22 protein-coding genes are annotated in these 25,103 nt (G+C 45.3%); 5 read left to right on the top strand and 17 right to left on the bottom strand.

Annotated features, from left to right (window positions below):
* Positions 1 to 195: 195 nt before the first annotated feature.
* The 5 genes from AC1DXF_RS04265 to nagB all read right to left on the bottom strand — a co-directional run bounded on the left by AC1DXF_RS04265 (position 196) and on the right by nagB (position 7,131).
* Entirely contained in the window at positions 196 to 3,060 is a 2,865-nt protein-coding gene (locus tag AC1DXF_RS04265; RefSeq protein ID WP_477446460.1) for a M16 family metallopeptidase, read from the bottom strand.
* Between the two features lie 68 nt (positions 3,061 to 3,128).
* The gene (locus AC1DXF_RS04260) at positions 3,129 to 3,629 is read right to left on the bottom strand and encodes a DUF2059 domain-containing protein (protein ID WP_477446458.1); all 501 of its coding nucleotides are present in this window, start codon (positions 3,627 to 3,629) and stop codon (positions 3,129 to 3,131) included.
* A 3-nt stretch (positions 3,630 to 3,632) separates the two neighbouring features.
* Positions 3,633 to 4,739 carry an acyltransferase family protein gene (locus tag AC1DXF_RS04255; RefSeq protein WP_477446456.1) on the bottom strand — a complete coding sequence of 369 codons (1,107 nt, stop codon included), beginning with the start codon at positions 4,737 to 4,739 and terminating at the stop codon, positions 3,633 to 3,635.
* 25 nt (positions 4,740 to 4,764) lie between these two features.
* A complete protein-coding gene (locus AC1DXF_RS04250; protein WP_477446453.1) occupies positions 4,765 to 5,127 on the bottom strand; it encodes a four helix bundle protein in 363 nt (120 codons plus the stop codon).
* 81 nt (positions 5,128 to 5,208) lie between these two features.
* On the bottom strand, positions 5,209 to 7,131 hold the full coding sequence (nagB, locus tag AC1DXF_RS04245; protein ID WP_477446451.1) for a glucosamine-6-phosphate deaminase: 1,923 nt from the start codon (positions 7,129 to 7,131) through the stop codon (positions 5,209 to 5,211).
* Between the two features lie 102 nt (positions 7,132 to 7,233).
* Between nagB and AC1DXF_RS04240 the strand changes: the two genes are divergently transcribed.
* From AC1DXF_RS04240 to AC1DXF_RS04230, 3 genes are all read left to right on the top strand, one after another.
* Entirely contained in the window at positions 7,234 to 8,421 is a 1,188-nt protein-coding gene (locus tag AC1DXF_RS04240; protein WP_477446449.1) for an anhydro-N-acetylmuramic acid kinase, read from the top strand.
* Positions 8,422 to 8,452: 31 nt separating this feature from the next.
* A complete protein-coding gene (locus AC1DXF_RS04235) occupies positions 8,453 to 8,812 on the top strand; it encodes a nuclear transport factor 2 family protein (RefSeq protein ID WP_477446447.1) in 360 nt (119 codons plus the stop codon).
* A gap of 88 nt (positions 8,813 to 8,900) precedes the next feature.
* Positions 8,901 to 9,497 carry a hypothetical protein gene (locus tag AC1DXF_RS04230; protein ID WP_477446445.1) on the top strand — a complete coding sequence of 199 codons (597 nt, stop codon included), beginning with the start codon at positions 8,901 to 8,903 and terminating at the stop codon, positions 9,495 to 9,497.
* A 60-nt stretch (positions 9,498 to 9,557) separates the two neighbouring features.
* On the opposite strand, the gene AC1DXF_RS04225 is transcribed toward AC1DXF_RS04230, so the two are convergent.
* The 3 genes from AC1DXF_RS04225 to AC1DXF_RS04215 form a co-directional block, all read right to left on the bottom strand.
* The gene (locus tag AC1DXF_RS04225; protein WP_477446443.1) at positions 9,558 to 9,929 is read right to left on the bottom strand and encodes a VOC family protein; all 372 of its coding nucleotides are present in this window, start codon (positions 9,927 to 9,929) and stop codon (positions 9,558 to 9,560) included.
* A gap of 99 nt (positions 9,930 to 10,028) precedes the next feature.
* Positions 10,029 to 11,081 carry a cobalamin-independent methionine synthase II family protein gene (locus AC1DXF_RS04220; RefSeq protein WP_477446441.1) on the bottom strand — a complete coding sequence of 351 codons (1,053 nt, stop codon included), beginning with the start codon at positions 11,079 to 11,081 and terminating at the stop codon, positions 10,029 to 10,031.
* Positions 11,082 to 11,180: 99 nt separating this feature from the next.
* Positions 11,181 to 12,521 (bottom strand): FAD-binding protein, encoded by a 1,341-nt coding sequence (locus AC1DXF_RS04215; protein WP_477446439.1) that lies wholly within the window; start codon positions 12,519 to 12,521, stop codon positions 11,181 to 11,183.
* 117 nt (positions 12,522 to 12,638) lie between these two features.
* Between AC1DXF_RS04215 and AC1DXF_RS04210 the strand changes: the two genes are divergently transcribed.
* Positions 12,639 to 13,067 carry a MarR family winged helix-turn-helix transcriptional regulator gene (locus tag AC1DXF_RS04210; protein WP_477446437.1) on the top strand — a complete coding sequence of 143 codons (429 nt, stop codon included), beginning with the start codon at positions 12,639 to 12,641 and terminating at the stop codon, positions 13,065 to 13,067.
* A 3-nt stretch (positions 13,068 to 13,070) separates the two neighbouring features.
* Positions 13,071 to 13,595 carry a GNAT family N-acetyltransferase gene (locus tag AC1DXF_RS04205; protein ID WP_477446434.1) on the top strand — a complete coding sequence of 175 codons (525 nt, stop codon included), beginning with the start codon at positions 13,071 to 13,073 and terminating at the stop codon, positions 13,593 to 13,595.
* Between the two features lie 109 nt (positions 13,596 to 13,704).
* On the opposite strand, the gene porM is transcribed toward AC1DXF_RS04205, so the two are convergent.
* From porM to AC1DXF_RS04160, 9 genes are all read right to left on the bottom strand, one after another.
* The gene (gene porM / locus AC1DXF_RS04200) at positions 13,705 to 15,237 is read right to left on the bottom strand and encodes a type IX secretion system motor protein PorM/GldM (protein WP_477446432.1); all 1,533 of its coding nucleotides are present in this window, start codon (positions 15,235 to 15,237) and stop codon (positions 13,705 to 13,707) included.
* 343 nt (positions 15,238 to 15,580) lie between these two features.
* Complete coding sequence (gene porL, locus AC1DXF_RS04195; RefSeq protein ID WP_477446430.1) at positions 15,581 to 16,387, bottom strand: type IX secretion system motor protein PorL/GldL; 807 nt, start codon at positions 16,385 to 16,387, stop codon at positions 15,581 to 15,583.
* Positions 16,388 to 16,415: 28 nt separating this feature from the next.
* Positions 16,416 to 17,042 (bottom strand): hypothetical protein, encoded by a 627-nt coding sequence (locus AC1DXF_RS04190; protein WP_477446428.1) that lies wholly within the window; start codon positions 17,040 to 17,042, stop codon positions 16,416 to 16,418.
* Complete coding sequence (gene porN, locus AC1DXF_RS04185) at positions 17,039 to 17,944, bottom strand: type IX secretion system ring subunit PorN/GldN (RefSeq protein ID WP_477446426.1); 906 nt, start codon at positions 17,942 to 17,944, stop codon at positions 17,039 to 17,041. The genes AC1DXF_RS04190 and porN overlap by 4 nt, the downstream gene beginning before the upstream one ends.
* A gap of 4 nt (positions 17,945 to 17,948) precedes the next feature.
* Entirely contained in the window at positions 17,949 to 19,238 is a 1,290-nt protein-coding gene (gene porK, locus AC1DXF_RS04180) for a T9SS ring complex lipoprotein PorK/GldK (protein WP_477446424.1), read from the bottom strand.
* 480 nt (positions 19,239 to 19,718) lie between these two features.
* The gene (locus AC1DXF_RS04175) at positions 19,719 to 20,264 is read right to left on the bottom strand and encodes a carboxymuconolactone decarboxylase family protein (protein ID WP_477446422.1); all 546 of its coding nucleotides are present in this window, start codon (positions 20,262 to 20,264) and stop codon (positions 19,719 to 19,721) included.
* A 175-nt stretch (positions 20,265 to 20,439) separates the two neighbouring features.
* Positions 20,440 to 20,988 (bottom strand): carboxymuconolactone decarboxylase family protein, encoded by a 549-nt coding sequence (locus AC1DXF_RS04170; protein ID WP_477446420.1) that lies wholly within the window; start codon positions 20,986 to 20,988, stop codon positions 20,440 to 20,442.
* A gap of 85 nt (positions 20,989 to 21,073) precedes the next feature.
* The gene (locus AC1DXF_RS04165; RefSeq protein WP_477446418.1) at positions 21,074 to 22,330 is read right to left on the bottom strand and encodes an MFS transporter; all 1,257 of its coding nucleotides are present in this window, start codon (positions 22,328 to 22,330) and stop codon (positions 21,074 to 21,076) included.
* Positions 22,331 to 22,335: 5 nt separating this feature from the next.
* On the bottom strand, positions 22,336 to 25,101 hold the full coding sequence (locus AC1DXF_RS04160; protein WP_477446416.1) for a TonB-dependent receptor: 2,766 nt from the start codon (positions 25,099 to 25,101) through the stop codon (positions 22,336 to 22,338).
* Positions 25,102 to 25,103: the final 2 nt, after the last annotated feature.

Here is a 25,103-nt window from a genome sequence, read left to right as displayed (position 1 = left end):
GGTTAGCTACTTAAAGAATGGCGTTATAATATTATCATCCATTGGCCTGTAATCAATCAATTCAAAAATAAATAGCTGCCAATGACTTCAAAAAAGGTGTGTCAGTACTTATATCAACTTTCATTAGGCTGAAGGGCAAAAAAAACGCCCTACCAGTTTATACGGCAGAGCGTTGCTAAATATCAGCAGGGAAAATTATTTCTTCTCGGGCAGTAAAATCAGTTTAATAAAGTTTTTACCGCTCAGGTATTTGTTGGCTGCATCTTTGGTGCTTTGTACAGTTACCTGTTCAAGGTTACCTACATGCTGCAAAATCTGGTCTGGGTTTTCGCCGTTTTGTGCTGACGATGCCAGGTATCCGGCCCAAAAAATGTTTTCTTTCATTTGCTCGCGGGTGGTGCGGGCTTCCTCGGCGACAAATTTCTGGATGTCGGTAGGTTGGGCGCCATTTTGTTTAAGCTTAGCTATTTCATCCAATGTAGATGCAATCATCTTGTCTACATTCTCTGGTGCGCATCCAAAATAAACGGTGATGCTGTACCGGCCGCTTGGGATTTTATGGTAACCGGCCCTTACGCCAGGCGCATAAACACCGCTTTCCTGCTCACGCAGGCGCTCAATTAGCTTAATGTTCAGTACTTCCTCCAGGGCGTCCATCTGGATATTGTTGGCGTCGTTGTACTCATAATCGCCACTGAATACCAATTGAACGTTGCTTTTCTCGGCCTGGCCTTTGTTAACTATTTTGCTGATCTCACCGGCCGGTGGTTGAATGTTCAGGTTTTTGTAGGTTTCTTTGCTATTGGTTGATGGCAAACCACCTAAATAATGCTCCAGGTATGGTTTTACCGTTTCTACGTCAAAATTACCCACTAAGGTGAAGGTAAAATTGCTTGCATCGGCAAACCTGGCTTTATAAAAGCTGTAGGCTTTATCCAATGAAGCTTTGCTCAGCCTTTCAGGCGTGGTAACCATCCCCCGGAAATTGTGGTTGCTTAACGTAGCTGATACCGTATCCTGGAATACACTCGGCGGATCGAGCCCCCTGTTGATCAATACAGATTTTGTTTGGGCAATTGTTGATTGCCAGATGTCGTTATCTTTACGTGGCTGGGTAAAGTACAGGTATATTAATTGTAAAGCCGTCTCAAAATCTGCCGGTGAGGAATTACCCGAGATGCCCTGGGCAAACTCGCTGATGTAAGGCGTAATGCTCACATTTTTGCCCGCCATTTTTTTATCGAGCATGCCCTGGTTAAATTGGGCAATACCACTGTTACTGATGATTGAAGAAGCCAAATTAGCAGACGTAAAATCATCGTCACTTGCCAGCGACGAACCACCAAAGGCATAACCGTTGATGAGGATCTGGTTGTTTTTAAAATCGGTTGGTTTTAATATCACCTTAAGGCCATTGCCCAGGGTTAAAGTGGTAGTACCAATTAACGAATCGGCAACCGTATTGACAACCTTGGTGCCCTCCGGTAATTTACTCAATAATGGCTCCGACGATACATTATCTATGTAAGCGGTAACACCTTGTCCGGCCGCGCTTATCCATTGCAATAATGTAGCTTCGGTTGGTAAGGTGGCTTTGTCTTTTTCGGGGGCTTCAACAATAACAGCCCTGTTTTGGTCGCCAATAAATTTACCGGCCAAGGCGTTCATCTGATCTACAGTGATCTTGTTGATGTTGTTTACATAAAAATTGTACTCATACTCAATACCGGGGATTGCTTCGCCTTCCAAAAAGTGTTGCTGATACTCACGTACAAAGTTTGCTGATCGTGTTTTGTCGCGCTCTTTAAAGGCATTCCCCATTTGAACAAGAGCATCCTGTTTAGCACGTTCCAGTTCGGTAAGGGTAAAACCAAATTTACGGGCTCGTTCTGTTTCGGCAACAACGGCTTTAATTGCACTTTCTAACTCCGCAGGCGTTTTTGCAACGGCAATTGAAGTAAAGGCATCCTGTTCGCCCAAAAAGCCCCCATAGCTTGAACGGCCAAATAAAAACGGCGGATTCGGCTTTTGCATCAATTCGCCTAAACGGGCATTCAGCATCTGGTTAAACAGGCGCACCCTAACGGTCTGCATATAATCAACCGTATTTTTAACGGTAGTACCCGGGTGTTTTACAATAATTTCGGCCAGCGTATAAGGGAACTCCTTATCTGTAGCTATTTTAACAGCAGTCCCCGGGGTAGCAGGCACGGTATACTTGGTGCGTGGTTTTTCGGCAGCCGGGTTTTGCAGGCCCGCGAAGTTTTGTTTTATCAGTTCTTCAACATGTTTCGGATCAAAGTCTCCTACAGCAATTACAGCCTGTAAATCCGGGCGGTACCAATCATGGTAAAAGCTTTTTATTGTTTCGGGCTTGAAGTTTTTAAGGATATCTTCTTTACCTATGGGCAAGCGCAATGCATACCGTGAATTATTGAGTAATACAGGTAATATCTGTTGTTGCAAACGTTCCTGGGCGTTTTTGCCACGTAAACGCTGCTCTTCTAAAACAACACCACGTTCTTTATCAATTTCGGCAGGGTCGAAGCTTACATAGCCGGCCCAGTTGGCCAATATTTTGAAGCCATTGTTAAAAATAGCCGCGGTATCGGTAGGGATAGGCAACTGGTAAACAGTTTCATTGAAAGAAGTATAGGCATTTAAATCCGCGCCAAATTTTACTCCTGCTTTTTGCAGATAATCAACCATTTGGTTTTTAGGAAAATCGCGGGTGCCGTTAAAGGCCATGTGCTCGGTAAAGTGGGCAAGACCCTGCTGATCGTCAGTTTCTAAAACAGATCCTGCCTTGTTTACCAGGTAAAGTTCTGCCTTGTTTTTAGGTTCAACATTTTGCCTGATGTAATAGGTTAGGCCATTGGGTAGTTTACCAATGATCACCTTACTATCTATGGGCAATACATCTGCTTTTGCAAGCAATTGCGATGCTACCGGTTTACTTTTAGGCGATGGTGCCGGCTTTTTTTTAACTTGTGCAAAAGCACTTCCTGAGGCTATAAGGAAAACTAAAGCCGCTACAGAAAGCTGTTTGTTTAAATTCATATTATTAAGGGAATATATTATGCTAAGATGCTAAACGAAAGTATTAGTTACAAATTGTGGGGACCTATTTATTGTTTGGCGGGCGTTTCTTTTTTCGCAAAAGCATCCTGCATCATTTGCTCCAACTCAGGCCGGTGATCTGCTATTGTTTTTTGTCCTAAGGCCATGCCCTTTTGCATTAAAACAGGAGTTTTTGCACCTACCTTTTTGCCAAGCGGCGAATTGTAAAAAGCCGTTAATTGATTGAGCTCGTCTTCGGTATATTCGGAAGCGTACATTTTTGCAAATTCAACCTTCAATGCGTCCCATGAATAATATTTGACCATGAAGCGCTTCATTACATTTATAAATTCACCTCGTTGTGCTTCGGGAATTTGTGCGCTTGATGCGCTTATCATATTGTCAACAATTCCTCCAAATTGATTATTTATGCCGGTAGCTATTAAAAGTTGTTCGGCCGCTTTTAATTGCGATGCGCTAAAAGTAGCGGAGGTAGTTTGTGCGTTTGAATTTGCTGTGCTTATTAGTAAAATACCAATTAACGCGATAAGGGTTAGTTTAAGGTTCATTTATTATATTTTGATAAAAATTTTTCTAAGATACAATATCCACATCACCAGCCATAATATAATAACTGTAAATATGGCGCTTGCCAACGAGGCGTTCACCGGGGAGAAATATGGCGCAAAAAATGTTTGATAAATTGATGAACCGCCAATTTTAATCATCCCCATATAATGGGGAATAAAGCCCGATAGCACGTACGCTGCGATAGCATTTGTACCAAATACCACAAAAGGATAAGTAAACCGTTTACGCCCCTGCACATCAACAAGCCAGTAGCTTAGTGCAAGCGCAATGGTAGCCAGGCCGCCGGTATAAAGCACAAAGGAGCTTGTCCACAAGGCTTTATTGATCGGGAAAAACAAATCCCAAACCAGCCCTGCAACAACAGCTATAACGCCGTAGGTAAACATCCAGCTAACTTTAACATTGTCGTCTATATCTTTTCGCTTTAGCCAGGTGCCAACCCTGATACCAAACAGCCCGGTTGCCACAGCCGGTAAGGTACCCAATAAGCCTTCCGGGTCCCAGGTGCGCGATTCGCTCCAGAGGTGATTGGTGGTAAAAACCAGCCTGTCTATCCAGGCCCCCATGTTGGTCGCTGGCTCCAGGTTGGCATGGCCTACACCCGGAACGGGGATAAATGTCATGATAATGAAATAACCAATCAACGCGCCGGCAAAAATCCAATCGCGTGTTTTTTGTGACGTTTTTAAATAGATGATGGTACAAATAAAATAAACCAGGGCTATACGGGGCAATACGCCGGGAAACCTCAAATGCGAAAACCCACGATCCCAATGAAATATCAATTGCGTTATCCAGGGGATGGCAATTAAGATAGCGGTGCGTTGTAGGGCTTTAAGAATTAGTTTAGAATGAGAAACAGTTGCTTTCCTGCTTTCCATAGCATAGGTAACCGATACCCCAACCATAAACAAAAAGAATGGAAACACCAGGTCTGTAGGCGTACAGCCATTCCATTTGGAATGCTCCAATGGTGCGTAAATGTGGCCCCAATCGCCGGGATCGTTCACCAATATCATTGCTGCGATGGTAACCCCACGCATTACATCGAGGGAGAGGAGCCTTGTTTTTTTTTCCTGCGAGATCATTAGGTTATACGTTGGACGTTTTAAGTTATACGTTTTTGTTTCTTACTTTTTCGAGTAAGTTAATATTCATTGCTCTAATTTTGTTGATTTTTTCCTGTAATATATCGAAATCGACTTCGGAAAGATAGTTTAGATCTTTTGCCAATATTGTCAGGTAATCAGTTTCATTAGTTGAACCGAGTGAAATTTGAAGGAAATTTGCAAAATCTTTTGAAGTGTATCTTCCGCAACCTTCTGCTATATTGCAAGAGATTGATGTTGCCGCTCGCCTTAATTGAGATGTAACACCAAATAGTTCTTCCTTCGGGAATTTTTTGGATACCTCATAAACTTTAACGGTAAGCTGATGGGCCTCTTTCCATAGAATTAAATCCTTAAATTTCTGCATAAATAGGATCGAAATAAATAGGCGATAGGATTACCTTGTTGCTATCTGACGTATAACGTACCACGTAAAACATACAACCTCTCAAAACTTATAACGCTTAAATCCTTCCATTGCCTCATACTCAGCCAATCCTAATCTGTCATACTTCTTAGCAGTATCTCGTGTCCTGTCTTCTGCACGAACCCAGAATTCCCTTGCATCGTCGCCAGGAAATACCGGCCTGTCTTTTTGGGATTGATGTTTGAAAATAGCATTACGCTTGCGGATAACCTCCTGCGGAGAAAGCGGTACGGCCATTTCAATTTCATAGGTTTCAAACTCGTGCCATGCGCCGCGGTACATCCATAACCAGCAGTCTTTTACCCATTCTTCGGTTGCCTTTAAACGGTCGAGGGCGGCAAGAATAATGTTAAAGCAAACCAGGTGGGTGCCGTTAGGGTCGGCAAAATCGCCGGCTGCGAAGATCTGGTGTGGCTTTATTTTTTGTAACAGGTCGATGGTCAGCTGGATATCTTCCTCGCCAACGGTGTTCTTTTTGGTTTTGCCGGTTTCGTAAAACGGCAAGGCCATAAAATGGATATGATCATCCGGCAAGCCTGCATAACGAGCACCCGAAATCGCCTCTGTTTTACGGATAAAACCTTTTACATTCCGGATTTCGCGGGTATCAATCTGGTTGGGTTGTTTCTGCGGGAAGAAGGCACGCATTTCTTCGTATAACGAAGTCAGGTGGTCGCTGTCTTCGCCAATGCTGTTGGTAAAGTCGATGGCAAATTCCATGTACCGCAGTACATCATCATCCCAAACTGCAGTGTTGCCCGATGTCTGGTAAGCCACATGAACATCATGTCCCTGGTCAACCAGGCGGATAAAGGTACCGCCCATCGAAATCACATCATCATCAGGGTGGGGGGAGAAGATAACCGAGCGCTTTTTCGCCGGCAAAGCCCTTTCAGGCCGTTGTGAATCATCCGCATTTGGTTTACCACCCGGCCAGCCGGTAATGGTATGTTGTATCTGGTTAAAAATATCAATATTGATATTGTAAACCGGGCCTTGCTCTACGGCAAGTTGAGCCATACCGTGGTTGTTATAATCTTCTTCGGTAAGTTTTAATACTGGTTTGCCTATGGTGTCAGCCAGCCAGATCACGGCTTTCTTTTTCAGGATATTATCATCCCATGAACAATCTTTTACCAGCCATGGGGTATCAAAGCGGGTAAGTTCAGATGCGGCCGCTTCATCCAGCACAAATTCAACATGCTCTGATAATTGCAAATAAGTAGCAGGTACTTCGCCTGATATTTCACCTTCAACTGCTTTCTTAACAATGGGCGCTTTTTTGGCGCTCCAGGCCATCAGGATAATTTCGCGGGCTTTAAAAATGGTGCCAATACCCATGGTGATGGCTTTGGTAGGCACATTGGCCTTACCACCAAAATCGCGCGCGGCATCGCTGCGGGTCAAATCATCCAGGGTAACCAGCCGGGTGCCCGAGTTTGGCGCAGACCCCGGCTCGTTGAAACCGATGTGGCCGGTACGCCCGATACCTAATATTTGTAAATCCAGACCGCCTAATTCTTCAATCTGCTTTTCATAATCCAGGCAGAAGGCCACTACGGCGTCTTTATCCAAAGTGCCATCGGGTATGTGCACATTGGCCGGTTCGATATCTACATGGCTGAAAAGGTTCTCATACATGAAAGTAACATAGCTTTGGGCGGCATCGGGCTTCATGGGATAGTACTCGTCCAGGTTAAAGGTGATGACATCTTTGAATGATAAACCTTCTTCCTTGTGTAAGCGTACCAGCTCGGCATAAACACGGATGGGGGTAATACCTGTTGCCAGGCCAAGCACTGCCTGCTCGCCTTTTGCCTGCTTATCGCGGATAAGTTTGGCTATCCTGCCTGCTACGGCAATAGATGCCTCCTGCTGGTTGCCATAAACGCTTACCGGCAGCTTCTCGTACCGGGTCTCTTCCAATAAATTTAATCGGGCCATGGGATGGGGTGAATTTGGTTGAAAACAAATATATCAGATATTTATGGAGTGTATCCATTATTTTAACTTTTGTAAACGGCCAACAAATAGTAATTTAACCGGATGTTACCGTTAAACCAAAATTTGCAAAAGCTTTTTGATGTCGCACAGAAAACTACCAAAACCGGCATTGGCTTAATGTCGGGCACATCATTAGATGGGCTGGATATCGCTTTATGCAGGTTTACGGGCAATGGCTTACAAACCCAATTTGAATTACTACAATTCATCACGATACCATATCCCGAAAATTTTAAAGCAGAAGTGCAGCAGGTATTCGCCCAAAAAACAATCGACCTGGAGAAACTGACTTTACTAAATGCCTTCATCGGCAACTATCACGGACAACTGGTGCTTCAGGCGCTCTCTGAATGGAATATCGAACCAAGTACAGTTGATTTTATTGCCAGCCATGGCCAAACTATTTACCATGCACCCAAACGGTTACATAAACAGGCAGGCTATCCGAATGCCACCCTGCAAATTGGCGACGGCGATCACCTGGCAATAAAAACGGGAATATTGACCATAAGCGATTTCAGGCAAAAACATATTGCCGCAGGCGGGGAAGGCGCACCGTTGGCCCTATATGGCGATGTGCTATTGGGCAGTAAACCCGGCGAAGAACGGGTTTTGCTAAACATCGGCGGCATTGCTAACCTTACTTATTTACCCGCCGATAGTGATACAAACAAAGTTTTATGCACAGATATTGGCCCCGGTAATACATTGATTGATGCCGCCTGCCGCAAGTATTTTAGCAAAGCTTTTGATGAGGATTCTGCCATTGCCAACAGCGGCAAAATAAACCACGATTTGCTTACCGCCCTGCTCAACCACCCGTTTTTTGACGAGGCTGCGCCAAAAACTACCGGGCCGGAATTGTTTAACCTGGCATTTGTTGAAGAGGCGCAACAACGGTCACAAACAAAGGAGTTGGCGCACGAAGATTTGGTAAGTACATTAAGCGCATTTACAGCCGCATCCGTTATCAATTTTATCAAAACCAATATCGGGGCTGATAATCTAAAGATATTTGTAAGCGGCGGCGGGGCAAGAAACCCCTTTGTGATAGCCCGGTTGAGGCAGGTGTTTGCTAACATTAAAGATACCGGCAGTTTGGGGATCAACCCGGATGCTAAAGAGGCGATATTATTTGCACTGTTGGGCAATGAAGCTTTATGCGGCGAACCCATCGCCATAGGTAACAATCCAAAGGTGTTGATGGGAAAGTTTAGTTTTGCCCTATAAACACCGGTGTTTAATCAGATTCAAAATAGGTATGATAGATAATCAATTTGCTTTACAGTTTGCCGCCGATTGGATAAACTGCTGGAATAAACAGGATTTGGATACGCTGATGGCACATTATACCGATGATTTTAGCATCCAAACACCCTATGCCCTGAAAATATACCCCGATTGCGGCGGTATCATATCGGGCAAAAATAATGTAAGACTTTATTGGGAAACCGCCCTGAGCAAATTGCCCAACCTGTATTTTGAACTGATAGAAGTGCTTACCGGCGTAAACAGCATCAGCATATACTACCATAACACCGATAGCGGCAAAAATGCCGTCGAAAATTTATTTTTTAATGGTGATGGGATGGTTGATAAGGTTATTGTGATGTATAATTAGGAGTTAAAGATCTTTTTTTAAAAGGGACGGACCGGTTTCGCTGTTTTTGCACGATACTATGTATATTTAGCAATATCAAAACCTGGTCATGATTAAAAATAAAGGTTTGCTCATTTGGGCTGCCATATGCTTTTTGGGAATAAATACCTCTTATTTTTGGGAAGGATCACTGGGTTTCCTGATGTTTCCGATGCTTTTTGTGTTCATTATCTCGATGCCAATTACGGTTATACTTTGGTTTAGGCAACTTTATTTAGTCATAAAAGAAAAGTTTAGCGATAAGCGAAGAATTTACTCCATGCTCTGTGTAGCTATTTTGCTTGGATGCATAATTACACAACCTTACGGAATTATAGATTTTGAAAAAATGGAAAGCAAAGATGTATTACTGGCAGACAGGGAGGGGGTTGCAGGCTGTCAGAGCTATATCAAGCTGAAAAAGGATATGAGTTTTTATATTAAAAGTATTTGTTTCGGTGTTAGCAAAGTTAGCGGTAATTACACTCTTATTAACGACACTATCAGGTTTAAAACCTCAACCCCCGATTACTTTAAATTTGGCATCATAAAGCCAGATACAACTATTTCACAGATAAAAAAACGCGATATCCTGTACCTATACAGATCGGCAAAAGATCCACATCCTTTATGGATGTTTATCACCAAAAACGACTTAAAAAAATGAGTTTTAGATATACGGTGACCTGTCGGTGGCAGCAACCCCGCGCCAGTGTAACTATTATTCCTAAATACCTTCTGCTACCCTGATATAATACCCGTTAATATCTATAAAAGCAAATTCCCTTAACCCATATGAGTGTGTTTTTAAGCTATCGGCTATTTCAATTTTCCGGCCTTGCAGTTCGGCATAAACCTCGTCGATATCAGTTACAAACCACATCAGGGGCAGGCGGTGTGTGGTATTATTAATTGCCGCGGTAAATTCGGCGTCCTCGCCAAAAAGCAGGCGCATGTCGTCACGTCTTATTCCACCGTCTTTATCGCCGGCTGTCCATTCATCATAAAAACCAAGGGCTTCGCGATAATAATCAAGGGTTTGCTTTAAGCTTTTTACCGGCAAATGAGGGCCGCTGCGGATGAATTTTTTTGTTTTCATAAGTTAGGATCACCATTGAACAGATCTGCGATTATTGATCGGATAAATTAAAAAGCCTTCCGCAAATACCGGAAGGCCTAAGAATTGAGCAAATTTGTTTTATGCGGTCAACTCCGTCTCCGCCAGTTTCGTTCCCTCAATCCTTGCTTTTATCTTCGCAAAAGCAGTTTCTCGGGTTGTTGATACGTCATCACAAAATGGCGAGAAGCCGCAATCGTCGGTGGTGCCCAACTGGTTTGTGTTGATAAAGGCTGCAGCTTCAAGTACCCTGTCGCGCACTTCCTCTACGGTTTCTATTACCGGATTAAGTACATCTATCACGCCAATAAATACTTTCTGATTAGGCTTAAGGTATTGTTTAATGATCTTCAAAACTTTTACCCTGTCGGGCTCGCTGGCCAGCTGCAAATAAAAACTGCCTGCGTGCAGTTCAAACAAATCCGGTAAAAAAGCGGCATAATCGATATCGGCGCTATGGGTCGAGTCGTGGTCGCCGCCGGGGCAAACGTGTACGCCCAGTTTTTGCTGTTCTTCTGGCGTAAAACGGTCAAAAACCTGGTTGTTAAGGCCAACGAAGTGTTTCAATACGCCGCCGGATGGATCGAGCTTTAACGACAGCCGTCCTTCGGTAAAATCCATTTGTACTTTATATGCGCCCTGTTCCAGGCAAAGCCTGATATCTTTTTCGCATTCATTCAGCAGGTCGGTAATAAATTCAGCTTGCGGATAGCCTTTGATGCCCTCTGGGGGATAAATTAAACTAAGTGCGGATGCCGAAATGATGGCTTGCTTAACGGGCAGGCTGGTTAGTTTTTGAGCCGCGGCAAGGTATTTTGATGCATAATTGCCATATCTGAAAGGCCCCTTGGTAAGTAAAGGTAACTGGCGCGAGTGGCCATCTTCAAAATTGATGGTCATGCCTCCGGATGTTAGGTTGGTTAAGCCTTCAAGCGGGTAGGTAACAAAGCTTGATTTGGTTTGCTCACCATCGGTAATAACGGGTGAGCCGGTTTCTTCAAACTCCTTTAAGGTGTCGGCAATTGCATCGGCATAAAGTTTATTTAACTCATCGGCATTGGCTTGCGTGGTAATGGCCGTTACAAGCTCAGGTGACCTCGGAATGCTCCCGATAGGTTCAGTAAGGATTTTCATAGGCGTAAAATTGGGTTTATAGATTACATAAATATAAAACAATTCCTATTCAAAAAATACCTTCTGGCAAATAATAAATAGCATTATTATGGGATATTATTATCCCCCATAAATATTATGTTCCAAAAATGCGTTCCTGAATTTACCATGTGGGTCATATTCGGCAACTACCTTTTTAAAATCGGCTATTTTTTCATAACGTGAGGCCAGCACTTTCGGATCGAGGGTAAACACTTTACCCCAATGCGGCCGGGCATTAAAGGGGGCCAGGGCTTTTTCAATAACAGGCAGTAATTTGGTGACAGCCTCGGTTTCGGGTTTCCAGGTGAAGTGGATGGCTACCGACGTTTGGTTATGGCAGGGGCTCATCCAAAGATTATCAGCGGCTATAGTACGAATCTCGGTGATAAATAAATGCGGGCCAACTTGTTTGCCCAATTTAGCAACGGCTTCAATAGCTTCTACGGCATGTTTTATCGGTACAAAAAATTCTGATTGCAGTTCTTTACCGCTGCTTGGGGTAAAGCCCATTTTAAAATGAGGCAAACGCTCGTACCATGGTCCGGGTACACCTAACTGGTCGGTGCAACTTTCGGCGGGGTGATCATAAATGGGGTGCAGGTTTTTGGTGGCTGCCCTGGCGCCATAAAATTCGGGGCCGTCATGGTCTTTTTCGGTCATGCGGCTTTTTATCCAAACCTCGTTTACGTAGTCGTTTTGCCAATCGGTAAACAGGCTTACACTGTAACCTGCAGATACTATCGCCTCAAAATGTTGCTTAACCTGTGCCATGGGCAGTTTCAAAAACACGCGCTGGCGCATCATATAAGTGGGCTCAATAGCCAATGTAACTTTGGTTATAATCCCTATGGCACCCAGCCCAACAACTACCGCGTTAAACTTTTCCGGGTCGGCAGCTTTTGAAAAATGGACTATACTGCCATCGGCAACAACCACTTCAAGCGCTGTTACGGCGCTGGCCAGGTTGCCGTTTTTAACGCCACTGCCATGCGTAGCCGTGGTGATAGAGCCCGCAACGGATATATGCGGCAATGAAGCCAGGTTATGTAAAGCAAAACCTTCTTTATGCAGATAGGGGGCCAGTTCGCCATATTTAATGCCGCCTTCAACAGTAACGGTCATGGCTTTTTTATTGATGGAGATTACTTTATTTAGTTCTTTGGTTGATACCAGGTCGTCTTTGCTGTCAGCAATGTGGTTAAAGCAATGCCTTGTGCCAAGAGCTTTAAGCTTGCTGTGCTTTTTTACCAATTGCTGTACCTCGGCCACTGTAGCCGGATGCTGCACATTAGCGGTGCTGTAAGTAAGGTTGCCCGCCCAGTTTTGCAAAGGTGCCTGGCCGGCGAGGCTGATAACAGGAGATAAAAAAGGTGTAGCCATAAGTGTGCCGCCTAAACGGATAAAAGTTTTTCTTTTCATAACTAATTGGTTGATACAAGGTAGGATTTTAATTGCCATAAAAATTAAAATTAATCACAAATATAGTTGACATAGTCAACTATATTTGTGAACTTAGCTTTGCACCATCACATTTAAATGGAAATAAAATCGTCACCGGTTCAGCAAATTCGGGCATTTAGCCGTTTTTATACAGATATTATAGGCTTGCTGGATAAACACCTGCTGCAAAGTGATTACTCATTGGCCGAGGCGCGTATCTTATACGAGCTCCATGCGGCCAAAAGTATGCAGGCCTCCCAAATCATCTCGGCCATGTATATCGATAAAAGCTATTTAAGCCGGTTATTGAAGAAATTGGAAAGGGATAAGCTGATTGCCCGGAAACCTTCGGAACATGACGCAAGGGCAATGATGCTTTCGCTTACAGATAAGGGAATGGCTGAATTTGAAAAACTTAACCAGGCATCGGATAAGCAAATTAATCAGCTGATAAAAGATTTACCTGCTGCCAGGCAGTTGGAACTGGTAGCGCATATGCAACAGATTATGACTATTTTAAAATAAACAATGAATAACGAAAAGACCGCAACGTTAAACATCGGCGATATTAACATACGGACAGTATTACAGCCCGGCGACCTGGGTTATATAGCGTACCTGCACGGAGATATTTATGCGCGGGAATGTGGCTACGGACTTAACTTTGAGCGCTATGTATTACAGGGCCTGGCCGATTTTGCCAGCCAATACAACGCCGGTAAAGACAGGGTATGGATTTGCGAGCACCTGCAGCAAATGATAGGGGTGCTGGTTGGCGTTGACCGCGGAGATAGTATACAACTACGCTATTTTATTTTCCGGCCCGAATACCGGGGGCTGGGCCTGGGCAAAAAGCTGATGGATGGGTTTATAAACTACATGCAGGAATCGCAGATAAACAAATCATATTTATGGACAACCAACGAGCAGCATGCAGCCATCTCATTGTATACCCGTTATGGCTTCCGGTTAACCGAAGAAAAGGTATCCAACGGGTTTGATAAAGAGCTTACCGAAAGGCGGTATGACCTGGAACTTAACAACAAATATTGACTACCCAATGCCGAACCCATGGCATTGAATAGTCAATATTATAGAAGCCAAAAGCAGAATGCACAAGGCTAAGGCTTATACATTGTTTGATATCTGAAACTATATAATATCAATTGGCCGTGAGCGCCACCGGCGCCAGTTGCCTTGGCGAACCATCGGGCCCAACCGCTATAATATTATCAAAAATTACCCTTGAGCCCGGCTTAATGCTGTTAAGGGATGCTGTCATGGAATCATTCAGGGTATTGCCCGATCCAACCTGCACCGATGCGGTTTCGCGAGGATTGGCTATAATAAGGCTAAACCGGGTGATTTTGAACCTGGCGTCAAAGTCGAAATTATCCAGCATGGCAAAAATAGCATTCTGAGCTTTTAGAGCCACGGTAGGTACGCTGCCGCTTGACCGGCCCGAGAATTTTGCAACCGGATCGGGAATGCGTTTGGCCCTGAACTGGGTATGGCTTAATACCTGTACTTTACCCGGCGCAATCTCTGCCGATACCGAAACGGTAACTGTACCTGGAGTAGTCACCCGGGCTACGTACTTCCCTTCGGAACCACTGAGCGTGCCGCCCGAAATACCTATCCTGATGCTTTTTGAGGGAATACCCGGCACAGAAACCGATACCGGGTTATCCACCCCAATATAAAATACGTTCATCTTATCGGGCGATACCACTGCCGATGGCCTTGAAACAATGTAACGCTGCTCGGGCGTGGTATAGGTTTTTATAGTACCATCCGTTTGTTTTACGCTGATGGTGCCTTTCCAGTTAAATACGCCTTCGCGGCTGGTATTTACATTGTACACACCCCGGCCATCTTTAACTGATATGGGGCTGCCGCCAACCTGTACGGTCGGGGTGGAGCGCGAATCATAAGCAGTTAAAAATACCTGCGCGGTGTAAGGCTGCCCCTGTATCAGGTACGATGTTGGCGCCACGGCCACAGCCTCAAATTTATCCAGGTTCACTACTGCCTGGTCCATTTTGCCCAGTATCTTTTTTACCACTTCCGATTCGGCATTTTTGTTATCCGCCTGGATGCGGGAAAGTATCGTGAACGTAGCGGTTAAGGGCACGCCCTCGCCAAAGTTCAGCTCTTCCCAGTTGCGGTGGCTGGGGCCTCGTTTTACTGGGTCATCAGCATTAAGATTGAATGATACCGTTTTACTATCCTGCGGGCCTAACAAGGTGAGCAACCTTTCGCGGGTATCGTTAATCTTTTGCTTTAATGCAGTAGCCCGCTTTTTGTTAATCATTACATCAAAGCCGATATCAAGGTTGTCGCGCTGTTTGAGGTCGCCTGTTACAAGATCGTACCCGTTGCTTTGATTACTAAGTTCTGCTTTGATGTCCCTGATGTAAGTATCCAGATCTGTTGTTGCTTCCCTTGCCTGTTTTGCTTTTTCATATACAGGTTTGGCCCTTTCGGGCGATTCCTTAAGGCGGGTTTGCTCAAAAGTGCTGAATAATTGCTGTACCGAATTACCCACATTTGCCGCCGAGGCGGTTAAGCTGTCGTTTATGGTTTTAAACGCGTCTAATATGGTTTCTGATACATTCAGGGCCAGCATTGCCAATAAAACCAGGTACATGATATTGATCATCTTTTGCCTGGTGGTTTCTTTTCCTGCAGCCATTTTTTTAAAGTTTTAAATTGATTTATTAATTGTTTGATAGGGTTGCCAGGTGTACACATCTTGTGGGATGTTGTTACCTGTAGTGTATTGGGGTTATTAGAACTATCGGTTTTGAACGCTGGTTAAGACTCACCCGGCGAGGCTGCGCCCGCCACCCTCTCTTCGGCTTCGCCGGAAAGAGGGGCTTGAAAGCTTTTTTGTTTACTTCCAGTAAGGATATTCCCCGTTCAATTCCCTCTTTCCACCGCAGGTGAAGAGAGGGTGGCGGGCGCAGCCTCGCCGGGTGAGTCTTCGCCGCCCTACATATCCACCATCCTCCACCAGCATTCTAACCTGAAAAGTTTTACTGCATCCGTTGCTGGTTCATAGCCGAAAGCATATTGGCGTAATAAACATTCAGCGATGATATGTTTTGCACCAGTTTGTTCACCTCATCCTTAAACACCCGGGTTTCGCCAGCCGATTCATGCAGACTATTCAGGGTGCCGGTAAGGCCCTGGTAAAATTGGTTAATGCGGCGCAGGTTATTATCAGCTCCGCTCAGTTCGCTCTCATATAGTGAGTTTAAATGTGCCAGGTTATGGGTCAGCTTTAAAACCTGTTGCTGGTAGGCATGGGCATCATCACGGCTATCGGCAATGGTGGCAAAGCCTGCCGATGCTTTTTCGAACATGGTACCCAACAGATCAAACTTGGACGAAGCATTTTTTAGCTTCGCCGCAAATTCGTCTGTCCCTAATGAAGCATCAGCTATAGCGTTTATCCGGCTCATTTTATCCGAAAATTGTTTTAATCCCTCCCCAAGGTTGTTAATCTTTTCGGGGCTTAGGTCGGCATGGGTAAGCAAGCCGTCAAGGGCGGCGGTAACGCCATTGGTTTGGTGAACCGGCCTATGGCTATGTCTTGGGAATTCGCCGGCATAATCAACAGCCAGTTCCGGATATACCTTTTCCCATTCCGGCTCTTCGGCCGGAGGGAAAAAGCCAAGGGTAAAAAACAGCAGGGCTTCTACCGATAGGCCAAGCCCTATCATATAGGTGCCAAGCTGGCCACCCCAATGATTAATTTTAAACATGGCACCAAGGATAACTATACTGGCACCCCAGGAAATGGCTACATGCAGCCAGTTGATTTTTTTGCTCTTTAACATGATATTTAATTTTTAATGGTTTTACAGATCAGAATTTTACATAAATAGTTACAGCCGAATTAAGGCCAGGCAGCAGGCCCCGTAACCCGCTGCTTACTTTGCTGGCCTTATCGTCATAGGTTGATGTGGCCGAACTGGTTGGTATAAACCAACCCAGATCCGTACGCATACCTATGTTTTTGAACAGGTGGATATTACCCAGCCCGGTGCCGATATAGGGTCTTACCTTCGACATGTAGATAGTATAATTGGGCGTAGTGCCTATCCCTTCCCTGTATACATTATTTGAAAAATAGTAAGCAATACCGGTAGATATGTACCACTTACGGGCCAGCCAATCGCTTTGGCCGTATAGGGGTTGCCAATCGGCAATGGCAAATACCGATGTGCGGTTAAACTGCGCGTCGCGGCCGTTGTATTGCACCGTCATCCCCGGGAAGGCATTGAAACCTATCCTGGCGTTAAATGATTTCAAAAAACTGTAGGATCCCTGGATGCCTAATCCCTGAGTACCAACCTGTACGCCAAATGATGATGTTGGGAACGCACTGTACTCGGGCAGTACCTGGGCGCTCGCCTTGCCGCAGCAAAACAACAGCCCCGATATGATCATCATCAATAAAAACTCTTTCAATAATTTTGCTTGCGTTGTCATAGCTTGTCCTCCTTTTTGCTACCTGTTTGTGCTAAATTTTTTGCGTTTACCCCCTTAGGGTTTTCCCAGATATGTTTTTTCAGATCGGCAATTTTTTGTTCAAGCAGTATAGCTTCGGTGCTGCCCGGCTCCAGTTGCCCGCTTTGTACCCCGCCCGGCGATGCTTGTTTTACCAGGTAGGCCGAAAACTTGTGCTGCATAAACACATCATCCAGCGTAAAATCAAAAATGTCCTTATCGGGGTTGCTCACATCCTCCTGTACCAGTGTATACCTCAACTGCGGGAAATACAGCCAGAAGGCAGGCGTAAATGCCAGGTTATCTGCCAGGTCGGCCGATGTGCTGATGTGCATCATGGGGGCCAGCGCTACAATGCGGGTATCAACCCGGCCGCGCTGCCTGTCAAAAAACACATCTTCCTTGATCCGGAACCGGCGTACTTTATCGGGGTTGAACTCATTAAGCGCCATTCTTGAGCCGGTTTGGTTGCCATCTTTATCAAAAATTGGAATCAGCACCGAGTCGGCAAAACGCAGCTCCCCTTGTTTGGCACTGAGTTTCTTTTTCAGGTCCTCTTTTTCGTAAGGCGTAAGCTTGCCTGCTTTTATCCCTTTCATGATATCTTCCATAAGGGATTTACCGGGGATGGTAAGGATGCTGTTGCCCGAATCGGAAAGGTCGATATCCCGCCAAACCTGTGCGTATAACCTGATATTGGCAGCATTGGCTTTTGGATAGGGGAAAGGCTTTGCTTTTCCTAAATCGGCCGATTTAATTAAATTATCATATGCGGGCAGGGTATCTGTTAACGTACTATCGGCCACTATTGCCTGCGCAAAGGCCATACCCCTGCCGAAACCGATCAGCAGAAGGGTTTCAATCACTATTATTATCTTTTTCATAAAATTATCGTTTAGCGTATTTTCTTGTTTTTACCTGCTCGCCGGGGAGTTCAAAGGCGGCCATTACGCAGCGGAAGCCTATGTAGGAGTGGGCATTGCCCTGGTCTTCAAAACTGCGGGTATCGCTGTTCAGCATCTCGCCGTTATCTTTCCATGATCCGCCGCGCACTACCTTTCGTTTTAGCAGGGGCGAGTCTTTATCGGTAGCATCATACAGCAATGCCGGGTTTAAATCATTTACCAGTTGCGATGCCGAAGGACTAAAGGCGTCCATCGTCCATTCGGAAACGTTGCCGGCCATATTGTAAATGCCGAACGCGTTGGGCGTATAAGAGGTAACCGGCAGCGTAAATGTCGATCCATCGCTGGAGTAAGCGCCCTCGCCCTGTTTAAAGTTGAGCGAAAGTTTTTCTTTACCCGTAGCTTTATCAATGGTGGTTTTCACCGTACGCTCTACGGTATCGGACGGATCGAGCTTGGCTTCGGCGGCGTATTGCCATTGCGCTTCGGTAGGCAAACCAAAACTTAGTTTAAAGTTTTTAAGATTGGGATTGTTCCTGATGAGCACCTTTAACTGCGTACTGCGCCAGTCGGCATAAGCACGGGCCTGTTTCCAGGTTACCCCGACTACGGGGTTATACTCGTAAATTTTATTGCTGAAGTAGTTGGCATCCATCACCGTCATTTGCGCGTTCGGAAAATCCGTCGACCATACCTGCTCGTTAGGATAAACGCCAACCGTATCCATTACATATTGGTTGTTTTTTTCGCCATCCATACGCACATAGTAAAACCGGTAGTTCATTAATGCCGGGTCGGGCATGCGCTGGCCATTGAGCAGGGTCATCATACCGGCCAGCTTTTCCTTTACGTCTGCCGGTGCGCGTTTCCATAGTGGCGAAATCTTGTGCACTTTATCCCAGTCTATCAGCCTGATCTCCTTGCGGTTTTTACCAACGGTTGCCCCTGTGGATGGCAGGTAAAAGGAATCATCGTGCAGGTAATCGGTAATAGCTACCGAATCGGCAACCCAGTTTACAAAGGCCTGGTATTGCTTGTTGGTTACTTCGGTTTTATCAATAAAAAAAGCGCTTACGCTTACATTACGTTTTTCGGATTTATCATCATCCTGCAGTTTGTATTGGAAAGTGCCTGATGGAATATACACCATGCCTGCCGGAGGGATGAGGCGCTTTACGGAAACAGCACGGGTGGCCGGGGTATTGTATAGTTTTGACTGGCAGGAGCTGAGCACTATTAGCAGCAAGCCTGTAATTTGAATTGACGATCTCATAATTGACTTATCGGGGTTTTAAATAAAAAAAAATAGTCGATGTGAGATCATAGCGTTTTTTTAAGTGGTGAAACAATGACTCAAATATGGGAGGTGTGCGCTCAAGGAGGCATAATGTGCCGATGAACAGACTAAAAAACTCGACAAAGAAATTGCCGGTTAAAAAGCGAAATTTTTAGTTGGATGTTTGAACAATATATCAGCATGGATACGCGTTTTTAGCCACGCTTTTGCGTGTTGCACAGTCATTTAGCAGATTTTGACTGAAAATATTGTATAATTTTTTAGCGTTAAGATTGGATAGAACACCCCGAAATGCCGGTTTGCAAGAAAGGTATTTTGATAAAACTTATGGGCAGCAGGAGAGCAGGCTACGATTTAACCGGCCGGTTTGCGGGACAGCGTTAAGTCTGGTAGTGTAAACAAAAGACCCCGCGTTACTACACGGGGCCTTGGTATTATAAAGCAGATCGGTTGAAATTATTTTAAAATACTGCCCACATAACCTTCAACCGCCCGTTGAGGGGCGCGGTTAACATAAAACGATCTGTCTTGCGGCGCCCATGTGCCCAGGCCATCTACATAGCGGTTAAACATGCAAAAAGATGCGGCTATCAGTACCGTGTCGTGTATCTCTTTATCTGTAGCGCCTTCGCTTCGGGCGGCATCTACCTGTTCGATGGTTACATTTTTGCCCCCTTTTTGAACACATCCGGCAATGGTTAATAAAGCTTTCATTTTAGGCGATATATCGGCTGATGTAAAATCGGCTTTGATAGCATCTATATCGTCTATACTACAGTTAAGATAGTGGCCGGCTACCGCGCCATGCACGTTCTGGCAAAAAAAGCAGTCGTTCAGGTACGATACGTAGGTGCCTATCAACTCCCGCTCGCCGCGGGTTAGCGAGTTATCCGAGCGCAGCAAAAATTCGGCAAGAGCATTCAAGGGGGCCTCGGTTTCGGGCCGGTAAAACATCAGGCCTCTTATGCCCGGCAAGTCGTTATTTAATTCAATGTGTGCCATGGTATATTTTTTAGGGTGAATAATTATTGCTTTGGTGATAGGTAATTCATTAAACTAAAAACAGAAGTGCAAATAATATCGAATAACGAATTTTTCGAATATCCAACACCGAAGTTTTTCTTCAAAATTCGACATTGGATATTCGGTGTTCGATATTTAAATCAATCTTCGTTCATCACTTAGGCGCATTGGGTGGCAGGGTATAGCCCTTTGCCATACGCACGCCCATTTCGGCATACGCTTCGGGATCAGTAGGGGTAAGGCTGGCCAGGCCATCTACATAACGGTTAAACATGCTGAACGATGCGGCTATCAGCACAGTATCGTGCAATTCGCGGTCGGTAGCGCCAAGATTTTTGGCGGCGTCAATATCGGCCTGCTTAACTTCGGTACCCAGGATCTGCACTTTGCCGGCTATGTTTAACAGTGCTTTCAGCTTGTTGCTTACCGGGGCCTGTTGCATATCTCTTAACACCTCGTCAACAATAAGGGCATCATCTTCATACAGGCACCTTGCCGCGGCGGCGTGGCTGCTGTAGCAAAAGGTGCAGTTGTTGCGGTACGATACATATGCGGCTATCAGTTCGCGCTCAGCGGGTGATAGGGTAGATTCCCCACGCAATAGTATCTGCGCCAGCTCATATAAAGGCTTACCTGTTTCGGGCCTGAACATTACCAGCGAGCGGATGCCCGGAACGCCTTCGGGTACATTGATGTGTGCCATATTTTAATTAGTGAATTAGTGATGACTGAATTAGTGATTTATTGAATTGATTCTCTTTAATTTTTTTGCTTTAAGTCTTCGGCTTTCAGCTTTTAGCTTCCCTTTCGTGGCCGAATAATATGACCAGCAGGCCTACTACAAATACAAGCGAAAAAATGAATATCGCATTGCCATAGCCGCCCAGGGCCGATACCAGTATGCCTACAAACAGTACAGCTGTAGCGGTAAATATTCTGCCGATGTTAAAGCAAAATCCAGTTGCTGTGGCACGGATGCCGGTTGAAAATAGCTGTGGTATGTAGGCTGATAATACACCCTGGCTGGCGCCGAAGAATAAAGCCAGTACGCAGATCTCGGCATAGATAATAGGGCTGAAGCTGCTGTTGGTTTTAAACAACACAAATGATAAGCCGGCGCAAACTGCAAAACAAATCAGCATCGACCGGCGTAAAGTAAGCAGGTTTACCAGCCATCCCGAAAGGAAACCACCAGTTAAGCCACCCATACCCAGAAACATCATGCTCAGGCCACGCTCTTTGGGAGCATCATGAGTGGTAATAAGGCTTTGCACCCAGGTAGGCAGCCAGGAAAATATTGCCCATAAGCCTATTAACATGGTGCCAAAGGTTAACGAGCCTACTACCAGCTCGCGGCGATGGGCGGGTGATAGTAATTTATTTAGTGGGTTGTTGCGGTTGGCAATATCGTTACGATAGCTAAGCCAGTTTGGCGATTCGGATAAAACCCAGGCACCAATCAGCGCCAGAGCCAGCGGGATAACGCCGATCAGAAAGCCTGACCGCCATGACGACACCACGTAATTGATAAGCCCGGCTGAGAAAATACCTACCGGGAACGCGATAGACAGGATGCCGATAACAACCGCTTTGCTTTTTGTCGGCCAAACTTCGCTTATCAGCGTAATGGTTGTTACCAATACACCGCCCACGCCAAAACCACTCATAAAACGGCATAATACAACACCCCACCAGGTGGGCATTTGGCCGGTTAAAATAGTGAATATGCCATAACAGCTAATGGCCATCAGCAAGGCGGTTTTACGGCCCATTTTATCGCTGATAACGCCCCAGGTAAAGCCGCCCAATGCCCAGCCAAAAATGAAGATGGCGTTAATATAGCCACTAATGGAGTTGATTTCGTTTGGAGGCAAATTGCCCTGCAAATCTTTAACCACCACCGGCAAATAAACCGACATCAGGGTTGATACCGTACCGCCGAGGGCGCTACTCAGAAAACAAATAGCAAATAGTATTACCCGGTAGGGTACGCTGATATCTGTTTGCGGTTTTGAACCCGGCTTATCAATTACAAGTGTGCTCATGTTATTTATTTTAATAGGTCATCAAATACTATGGATACATAATAAATAGCGCCAATGGCCGGCGAACCGTACGACTGGTAGATGTGCTGGTTGAAAATATTGCTGCCGCCCAGCTTAACTGTCGATTTGAATTTTGGTAGCTTTTTGCTGATCTGCGCATCAACCACCGAGTACGCACCTACACGGCCCGGACGCGTACCGTTAAAGGTACCGTACCAATCAAACGCGCTTTGCCAGTGCCAGGCCAGGTTAAAGCCAAAGTTGTTGGCAAAATTGCTGTTGCCAAAAGTGGTATTGGTAGCCCATTTAGGCGTGTTAAAGGCTGCAATGTTGTTTGGATTTGCGTTGCGCAGATTAAATGTAGACAGCGTAGCATTGGCGCCCAGGGCATATCCTTTATCAAACAAATAAGTTAAACCCGCGCTTGCACCCTGTGCCGATACTTTATCGGGCGCGTTGGTGTATAGCTGGAAGGCATGCACCTTGCCACCAGGAATATCACTTGCCGATGCTGTGGTAACTTTACCATCGGCACCCAATATTTGGTCTTGTGGCTGTATTACTACCGTGTTAAGGATAAAGTTAGTATAGCTGCTGTAGTAATAATTTACATCAACCAGTAATTTATCCATAATTAAACCTTTATAGCCCAGTTCAAAAGCCTTTTGCTGCTCGGGCTTAATGTAGGCCACATTTGATTTTTGCAGTAAACCTTTGTTTTGCTCAACCGCCTGCGGAAAAGGTGTTCCGCCGGCAACCGCCGCGCCAAATGCCGCACCGAACGCACTTACTGATGATGCGGTGAACGAGTTTTCATACACGTTTAACCCTGCACTGTTTTTGGGCGCGCCACCTAAAATGGTGATAGGGCCTACGTTAAGGTGGATAAACTGATCAACAGGGGTAGGGTTCCTGAAACCGGTTTGGTACGATGCCCTGAAGTTATGGGTTTTATCAACTGTATACACAGCCGAGAAACGAGGCGTAAAACTGCCTTTAAAGTTTTCGTTTTTATCATAACGGATAGAGGCCGTTAGCTTCAGGTTATCGTCAAACATTTTTTTTGCGGCCTGCATAAACGCGCCATATTCGGCAATGGTTACCCGGTTGGTTTTATCATCAAACAAACTACCGTTGGTAAACATGCGGTAATCGCGGTAACTGCCGCCGGCCAGCAACTCAAACACTTTAATAGCACTCGAGAAATCATACTGACCATCTGCATGGTAAAATTTACTTGCACTAAATACCCCCGCGCCGCTTAGTCCATAGTTATGGATAGATGCATCTTTGGCAGCGTTGAAGGCAGCTGTACCCGGTAAAAAACGGCCTTGATCTGCAAACGCACGTGCTGCTGCATTATCATGGGCGGTTACGCCGCTGGCGTTGCCGTTGTATGCTGTTGAATAGCGGGTAAACCAGGTATCGTCGGCTTTATCCGGCGTTACGGTTTTACCGCTTAAATCCTGTACCCAATCGCGGTTGATGAACTGGGCCAGTGAACGGGTGTTATATGAATCATGCGAGTTTTCGGCAACGGAGTATCCACGGATAAAAAAGTTGCTGCCTTTAAGTTCTGCCCGGTGCGTTTGCAGTACAAAGTTGTTCAAATCAAAACGGCTGCTGCCGGTATAGCTGGCGGTTCCTTTACCAAAGTTGTACTGGTAAATAGCCTCCAGGTTATTGCTAATGCGGTAGTGCAAAGCGCCGTTTAGTTTAAGGCTGTACACATTATAATTCATCAGTTCTTTTTCTTCGTAACCGGTTCTTGATACCAGGCCGATGCCAGGCAGCGTGCGCGATACTTCATCGCCATAAATATTCAGCGCGTCGCGCCCGGGGTTGTTAGGGCCACGTTGGGCAACCGGGGTTGATGCACTTACATCGGTATAGTTTTCGGCATACCAATCCCTGCCGGTTAAATACGAAGCGTTAATTTTTAAGGCAAATCTGTCGTTGAATGATTTGGCATATCGCGCGGCAAAATCATACAAACCCTGTGGCTTTACAGATGATTCGCCAAAATGGTTAAGCCCCGTTTTTACCTGTACAGTTAAGCCCTGGTATTTGAAGGGATCTTTTGTTTTTAATGACAAAAGACCATTAAAGGCCACCGGACCATATAAAGCTGATGCCGCACCTGGTATAACTTCGGCGCTCTCGATATCAATATCCGATGCGCCAAAAAGGTTACCTACCGAAAAGTTGAGGCCGGGTGTTTGGTTATCAACACCATCAACCAGTTGCAAAAAGCGGCCGTTGCCGGTGCTGTTAAAGCCACGGGTGTTCACCTGTTTGTAGGTTAGGCTGCTGGTTACGGCCGCTACCCCTTTTAAGCTTTGCAGGCCGTCATAAAAAGTGAACGAAGGGTTTTCTTTAATGGCTTTCAGGCTCATTTTTTCGATACTAACCGGCGATTGCAGGATGCTTTGGTTAATACGGGTAGCAGAAGATACAACCTCGTTTAGTACGATGGATTTTTGCTGTAATTTGAGGCTTACTTCGCCGGTGGATGTAACATTGCTTTCTATTTGCTCATATCCCACAGCCGATATAATGAGCGTAAAGGGCGGCTTAATTTTATTGAGGTAAAGGGAGTAATTACCTTTTGAGTCGGTAATAGTACCGGTTAATTTGCCTTTAACGGTGATGCTGGCACCCACAACGGCCTGGCCGGTTGCGGCGTCAGTTAGGGTACCGGTTATTTTGCTTTCCTGCGCAAACAGGTTGACAGACGAGAGCAGTAATATGATAAATAAAAGTTTTTTCACAG

It is taken from the genome of Mucilaginibacter sp. P2_A5, from assembly GCF_056404995.1.
Note: the sequence above shows the minus strand (reverse complement) of the source record. Positions and strands in the feature narration are given on the sequence as shown.

What these genes read in the sequence shown, in the direction of transcription:
- AC1DXF_RS04230 (WP_477446445.1), top strand. Translation starts at nt 8,901, where the DNA reads ATGATTAAAAATAAAGGTTTGCTCATTTGGGCTGCCATATGCTTTTTG.
- porN (WP_477446426.1), bottom strand. Translation starts at nt 17,944, where the DNA reads ATGAAAAAGATAATAATAGTGATTGAAACCCTTCTGCTGATCGGTTTC.
- AC1DXF_RS04260 (WP_477446458.1), bottom strand. Translation starts at nt 3,629, where the DNA reads ATGAACCTTAAACTAACCCTTATCGCGTTAATTGGTATTTTACTAATA.
- AC1DXF_RS04255 (WP_477446456.1), bottom strand. Translation starts at nt 4,739, where the DNA reads ATGATCTCGCAGGAAAAAAAAACAAGGCTCCTCTCCCTCGATGTAATG.
- AC1DXF_RS04175 (WP_477446422.1), bottom strand. Translation starts at nt 20,264, where the DNA reads ATGGCACACATTGAATTAAATAACGACTTGCCGGGCATAAGAGGCCTG.
- AC1DXF_RS04210 (WP_477446437.1), top strand. Translation starts at nt 12,639, where the DNA reads ATGGAAATAAAATCGTCACCGGTTCAGCAAATTCGGGCATTTAGCCGT.
- AC1DXF_RS04235 (WP_477446447.1), top strand. Translation starts at nt 8,453, where the DNA reads ATGATAGATAATCAATTTGCTTTACAGTTTGCCGCCGATTGGATAAAC.
- AC1DXF_RS04170 (WP_477446420.1), bottom strand. Translation starts at nt 20,988, where the DNA reads ATGGCACACATCAATGTACCCGAAGGCGTTCCGGGCATCCGCTCGCTG.
- porM (WP_477446432.1), bottom strand. Translation starts at nt 15,237, where the DNA reads ATGGCTGCAGGAAAAGAAACCACCAGGCAAAAGATGATCAATATCATG.
- AC1DXF_RS04225 (WP_477446443.1), bottom strand. Translation starts at nt 9,929, where the DNA reads ATGAAAACAAAAAAATTCATCCGCAGCGGCCCTCATTTGCCGGTAAAA.
- AC1DXF_RS04215 (WP_477446439.1), bottom strand. Translation starts at nt 12,521, where the DNA reads ATGAAAAGAAAAACTTTTATCCGTTTAGGCGGCACACTTATGGCTACA.
- AC1DXF_RS04250 (WP_477446453.1), bottom strand. Translation starts at nt 5,127, where the DNA reads ATGCAGAAATTTAAGGATTTAATTCTATGGAAAGAGGCCCATCAGCTT.
- AC1DXF_RS04265 (WP_477446460.1), bottom strand. Translation starts at nt 3,060, where the DNA reads ATGAATTTAAACAAACAGCTTTCTGTAGCGGCTTTAGTTTTCCTTATA.
- AC1DXF_RS04240 (WP_477446449.1), top strand. Translation starts at nt 7,234, where the DNA reads ATGTTACCGTTAAACCAAAATTTGCAAAAGCTTTTTGATGTCGCACAG.
- AC1DXF_RS04205 (WP_477446434.1), top strand. Translation starts at nt 13,071, where the DNA reads ATGAATAACGAAAAGACCGCAACGTTAAACATCGGCGATATTAACATA.
- AC1DXF_RS04220 (WP_477446441.1), bottom strand. Translation starts at nt 11,081, where the DNA reads ATGAAAATCCTTACTGAACCTATCGGGAGCATTCCGAGGTCACCTGAG.
- AC1DXF_RS04165 (WP_477446418.1), bottom strand. Translation starts at nt 22,330, where the DNA reads ATGAGCACACTTGTAATTGATAAGCCGGGTTCAAAACCGCAAACAGAT.
- porK (WP_477446424.1), bottom strand. Translation starts at nt 19,238, where the DNA reads ATGAGATCGTCAATTCAAATTACAGGCTTGCTGCTAATAGTGCTCAGC.
- nagB (WP_477446451.1), bottom strand. Translation starts at nt 7,131, where the DNA reads ATGGCCCGATTAAATTTATTGGAAGAGACCCGGTACGAGAAGCTGCCG.
- porL (WP_477446430.1), bottom strand. Translation starts at nt 16,387, where the DNA reads ATGTTAAAGAGCAAAAAAATCAACTGGCTGCATGTAGCCATTTCCTGG.
- AC1DXF_RS04190 (WP_477446428.1), bottom strand. Translation starts at nt 17,042, where the DNA reads ATGACAACGCAAGCAAAATTATTGAAAGAGTTTTTATTGATGATGATC.